Source organism: Halorubrum sp. CBA1125, from assembly GCF_009742825.1.
GTDB lineage: Archaea > Halobacteriota > Halobacteria > Halobacteriales > Haloferacaceae > Halorubrum.
The window spans coordinates 1-4865 of sequence record NZ_WPCE01000204.1 but is presented as its reverse complement, the minus strand read 5'-3'; the positions used below and the strand labels follow the sequence as shown (position 1 = coordinate 4865).

Below are 4865 nucleotides of genomic sequence, written 5' to 3'. Positions count from 1 at the left end.
CGTCGGCGTCGAGCGCGACCTCGCCGGGCGCGACGGATTCGATCCGGACGCGGAACGCGGGGTCGTGGCCGACCGCGTGGACGAGGTCGTGGAGGTCCGCGGCGGTGTTCGGCGGACAGTGGACCGTCAGCGGCTCGCTCCGGTCGTTGAACCCGAGCGTCTGGACCAGCCCGGGGATCCCGAGCACGTGGTCGCCGTGGAGATGCGAGACGAAGATGTGGTCGATCCCGAAGCCGGTGCCGAACCGCATCATCCCGCGCTGGGTGCCCTCGCCGCAGTCGAACAGCAGGCGGTCGCCCTCGCGGTTGACGAACAGGGCGCTCGGCGCGCGCTCGGTGGTCGGGACGGCGCCGCCCGTCCCGAGGAACGTGACGCGAAGGGACATGTCCGCTCATCGAGACGGGCTGTTAAACTGGTGTCGATACCGCCGGAGACGGGGTCGAAGACGCGGAGTGTCGGCGGCGCGCGTCAGCGTCGGCAGCGTGCGATACGAGCGCGTGCCGCAACGCGCGCGGCGACGGCTTTTATCGGTTCGGCTCGGTAGGAGGAGGCATGGTTCGAGTCCCCGAGGGGGTCCGCCGCGACCCGGAGGAAGCGGTGTTCGTCGTCTGTTTCGCCGCGTCGCTCGTGTTCGGCGCGCTCGGCTGGTGGAACGTCGCGGGCGCCGCCTTCGCGCTGGGGATCGGCGGGGCGATCGTGGTTGACACGTTCTGGCCCGACGGCTTCGCGGAGACGCCGGACACGGGGGAGACCGCAGACGCGGAGATCACCGCTCCCGACGCGTCGACCGCGGACGCGCTCGACACCCTCCGGAACCGCTACGCCCGCGGCGAACTCGACGACGAGGAGTTCGAGCGGCGGTTGGAGGCGCTGCTGGAGACCGAGATCCCCGAGGACGCGCGCCGGCGGATCGAACGGGGGCGCGGCGCCGACCTCTCCAGCGACGATCTCCTCGGCGAGGGGCGTGACGCGGCCGACGACGGACCCGAAGATGACGACGGGATCGACGACGACGATGGGGCGGTGGAACGCGCACGGGAGTAGCGACGACCGCGCTCCCCGCGGTCCGCGGCCGACACCCACATGTGTCCGGCCGCCCGACGCCGGGCATGCACGACGCGATCGCTGCGCTCGCCAGACAGGAGGGGTGGCGCGCCGAGGGGGCCGCCGCGCGGGTCCACTACGACGGCGGCGGCGACCGGTTCGCCGTGGAGTTCTACGCCGACGCCGACCGCGTCCTCTACTGGACCGTTCCGGACGGATTGGGAACCGAGGGGGAGACGGACGACGGAGCCGGAACCGCCGCGCCGGTCCCGCGCGGGTCGATTCCGGACCCGCTCAGACGCCGGATCCGCGAGGACCTCGACGCCGCCGGCGTCGACCCGGCGATCGAGCGGCGGAGTGTATAACGGGACGAGCGCGTCGACCGCGACAGTTTATAACGGAATGCGCAGTGCGGTGGCGTCGCCGGCGACACTGGAAGGACGAGCAAAGTGAGCGACTGAAGCGCGTGGTTCGAGACGCCTTCGGCGTCTCGTTATCCCGAAAATCGGAGATTTCCGGGCGACAGCGAACGTGCGCCCGTCTCCCGGCTGTGGCTTTGTGTGTGGTCGTGACCAATTTAGAAGCAGCTGCGTACAGCCGCTCGCTTATCAATGAGTACTGGCACGCCGAACAATCACAAAGCCCCGGCCGGGAGGGCTCACGGCTCCGCCGTTCGCCAGTCGAGGGCTCCCTCCGGTCGCCCTCGCACGACTCGTGCGACTCGGTGTGCTCCTCGTCACTCACTCCGTTCGTTCCTGCGGTGCTTCCATCGTCGTACTTCGTCCTCCCGGCCGCCCCTTTGAGTCCCATCCGACCGCACCTCATACCTCCCCAGCCTCGTCAGTCGCCTTTGGCGACTGACTCCCTCGCGCGCGGTTCGCGCCCGTTGGGCGCTCACCGGCGCGCCGAAGGGGTATAAACGGGTCCACGCTCGTCCAGATCGATCCGAAGGAAACGCACTTGCCTCGCGGCCCGGTAGTCACGGTGATGAGTAGCGCCGCGTTGGACGAAGACGACCCGTTCGAGGAGCAGCGCGAGGAGGTCGAGAACCCGATGAAGCGGCTGTTCCTCGCGTACGGCCGCGACTACCTCCCGCAGGTGACGGTGGGGATCCTCGCCAGCGTCTTCGCGCGGCTCCTCGACCTCCTCCCGCCGCTCATGTTGGGGATCGCCATCGACGCGGTCTTCTACGAGGACGCGCTCTTCAGCGAGCAGATCCCGCTGGTGTTGCTGCCCGAGGCGTGGCTCCCCGCCGGCCGGACCGGCCAGTTCTGGTTCACGGTCGCCGTCATCGCCGGCGCGTTCGCGTTCGGCGCCGGATTCCACTGGCTCCGCAACTGGGGGTTCAACGCGTTCGCCCAGCACATCCAACACGACGTCCGGACCGACACCTACGACAAGATGCAGCGGCTGAACATGGAGTTCTTCGCGGACAAGCAGACCGGCGAGATGATGTCGATCCTCTCGAACGACGTGAACCGGCTCGAGCGGTTCCTCAACGACGGGATGAACTCGCTGTTCCGGCTCGCCGTAATGGTCGTCGGCATCGGCGGGCTCCTGCTGTGGATCAACTGGCAGCTCGCCCTGGTCGCGCTGCTGCCGGTCCCGGTCATCGCCGGGTTCACCTACCTGTTCATCCGGACGATCCAGCCGAAGTACGCCGAGGTGCGGTCGTCGGTCGGCACGCTCAACTCCCGGCTGGAGAACAACCTCGGCGGCATCCAGGTGATCAAGTCCTCGAACACCGAGGAGTACGAGTCCGACCGCGTCGACGACGTCTCGATGGACTACTTCGACGCCAACTGGGACGCGATCCGCACGCGGATCAAGTTCTTCCCCGGGCTCCGGGTGCTCGCCGGGATCGGCTTCGTGTTCACGTTCGTGGTCGGCGGCCTCTGGGTGTTCCGCGGCGCGGCGCCCGGCCCGTTCACCGGCGACCTCTCAGTCGGGATGTTCGTCGTCTTCATCCTCTACACGCAGCGGTTCATCTGGCCGATGGCCCAGTTCGGACAGATCATCAACATGTACCAGCGCGCCCGCGCCTCCTCGGCGCGGATCTTCGGGCTGATGGACGAGCCTTCGCGGCTCGCGGAGAACCCCGACGCGGCGGACCTGGTCGTCGACGAGGGGCGGGTCGTCTACGACGACGTCACCTTCGGCTACGAGGAGGAACCGATAATCGAGGGGGTCGACTTCGCCGTCGACGGCGGGGAGACGCTCGCGCTCGTCGGCCCCACCGGCGCCGGGAAGTCGACCGTGCTGAAGCTGCTGCTCCGGATGTACGACGTCGACGAGGGGGGCATCGAGATCGACGGCCAGGACGTCCGCGACGTCACGCTCCGGTCGCTCCGCCAGTCGATCGGGTACGTCGGGCAGTCCTCGTACCTGTTCTACGGAACCGTCCGCGAGAACATCACGTACGGGACGTTCGACGCGACCGACGAGGCGGTCCGCGAGGCCGCGAAGGCGGCGGAAGCCCACGAGTTCATCCAGAACCTCCCGGACGGCTACGACACGATGGTCGGGGAGCGCGGCGTGAAGCTCTCCGGCGGACAACGCCAGCGCGTCACCATCGCGCGGGCAGTGCTCAAGGATCCGGACGTCCTCGTGTTGGACGAGGCGACCTCCGACGTCGACACGGAGACGGAGATGCTGATCCAGCGCTCGCTCGACCGGCTCACGACCGACCGGACGACGTTCGCGATCGCCCACCGGCTCTCGACGATCAAGGACGCCGATACGATCCTTGTGTTGGACGACGGCGAGATCGTCGAGCGCGGGACACACGAGGATCTGCTGGACGCCGACGGGCTGTACGCACACCTCTGGGGCGTGCAGGCCGGCGAGATCGACGAGCTACCCCGGGAGTTCGTCGACCGCGCCCAGCGGCGGGCGGCGCGCCTGGTCGAGGACGCGGAGGGCGACGACGACTGATATCGGCTCGCCGAGCGACCGCCCGCCGTCGGATCGCCTACGGCGAGACGCGGCTCCAGTCGGCCTCCTCGCCGACCGTGGTCTCTCCGAGCGCGCCGAGGATGGCGTCTCGTACCTCCCACGGCTCCCGGAACGTCGTCTCCTCGCATCGTTCGAGGACGCGGTCGAGCCGCTCCGTCTCCGCGGCGGTCTCCAGTTCGACCCCCCCGTACTGCTCTATCAACTCCGCCGTCGTCACCGGATACCGGTGCTCGCAGAGCGCTCGCTTCAGGGGGCCGAACCGCACACCGTGCTCCCGACCATGGTCCTCGTTTACGCGTTCCGCGTGCTCATTCCCCATGGTACAGTCACCCGTACGAGATCTGTCGGCCGCCCGCGGCATAATTCCTCGGTCGTTCGGGAGCGCTCGGGGGCGCTCGGCGGGCGGGGTGCGACCGCCGGCTATACGGTCCCGGCCGCCGACGGGAGGACATGCGACTCGCCGAGGCCACCTGGACCGACGTGCGCGACGCCGCCGTCGACGTCGCGTTCGTCCCGGTCGGCAGCACCGAACAGCACGGCCCTCACGCGCCGCTCGGGACCGACACGCTCGACGCGGTCGCGGTCGCGGAGGCGGGCGCGACCGCGTACGAGGCGAGGAACGTCGACGATGGCGACGTCGACGAGGGAGACGTCGACGAGGCCGGCGAGGACGCCGAGGTCGACGAGGATGGCGCCGAGACCGCCGCCAGCGCCGGAACGGTCGCCGTCGCGCCGCCGATCCCGGTCGGCGTCGCCGAGGAGCACCGCGCGTTCGACGGGACGATGTGGGTGTCGGCCGACGCGTTCCGGGCGTACGTCCGCGAGTCGGCGGCGTCGCTCACCCACCACGGGATCGACCGCGTCGT

6 protein-coding genes are annotated in these 4865 nt (G+C 69.4%); 4 read left to right on the top strand and 2 right to left on the bottom strand.

Going from position 1 to position 4865, the window contains the following annotated elements; genetic code table 11:
* Window positions 1–385 (bottom strand): MBL fold metallo-hydrolase (locus GJ633_RS14030; RefSeq protein ID WP_156589313.1); only part of this gene is annotated, 385 nt, incomplete at its 3' end.
* Between the two features lie 167 nt (window positions 386–552).
* On the opposite strand from GJ633_RS14030, the gene GJ633_RS14025 reads away from it, so the two are divergent.
* From GJ633_RS14025 to GJ633_RS14015, 3 genes are all read left to right on the top strand, one after another.
* On the top strand, window positions 553–1044 hold the full coding sequence (locus GJ633_RS14025) for an SHOCT domain-containing protein (RefSeq protein ID WP_197431356.1): 492 nt from the start codon (window positions 553–555) through the stop codon (window positions 1042–1044).
* 65 nt (window positions 1045–1109) lie between these two features.
* Complete coding sequence (locus GJ633_RS14020; protein ID WP_156589312.1) at window positions 1110–1409, top strand: hypothetical protein; 300 nt, start codon at window positions 1110–1112, stop codon at window positions 1407–1409.
* Between the two features lie 622 nt (window positions 1410–2031).
* Entirely contained in the window at window positions 2032–3978 is a 1947-nt protein-coding gene (locus GJ633_RS14015; protein WP_156589311.1) for an ABC transporter ATP-binding protein, read from the top strand.
* 37 nt (window positions 3979–4015) lie between these two features.
* Here GJ633_RS14015 and GJ633_RS14010 read toward each other — a convergent pair whose 3' ends face one another.
* The gene (locus GJ633_RS14010) at window positions 4016–4264 is read right to left on the bottom strand and encodes a hypothetical protein (RefSeq protein WP_394351165.1); all 249 of its coding nucleotides are present in this window, start codon (window positions 4262–4264) and stop codon (window positions 4016–4018) included.
* A 185-nt stretch (window positions 4265–4449) separates the two neighbouring features.
* On the opposite strand from GJ633_RS14010, the gene GJ633_RS14005 reads away from it, so the two are divergent.
* A partial coding sequence (locus GJ633_RS14005) for a creatininase family protein (protein ID WP_197431355.1) occupies window positions 4450–4865 on the top strand: 416 nt, incomplete at its 3' end.

What these genes read in the sequence shown, in the direction of transcription:
- GJ633_RS14015 (WP_156589311.1), top strand. Translation starts at nt 2,032, where the DNA reads ATGAGTAGCGCCGCGTTGGACGAAGACGACCCGTTCGAGGAGCAGCGC.
- GJ633_RS14025 (WP_197431356.1), top strand. Translation starts at nt 553, where the DNA reads ATGGTTCGAGTCCCCGAGGGGGTCCGCCGCGACCCGGAGGAAGCGGTG.
- GJ633_RS14020 (WP_156589312.1), top strand. Translation starts at nt 1,110, where the DNA reads ATGCACGACGCGATCGCTGCGCTCGCCAGACAGGAGGGGTGGCGCGCC.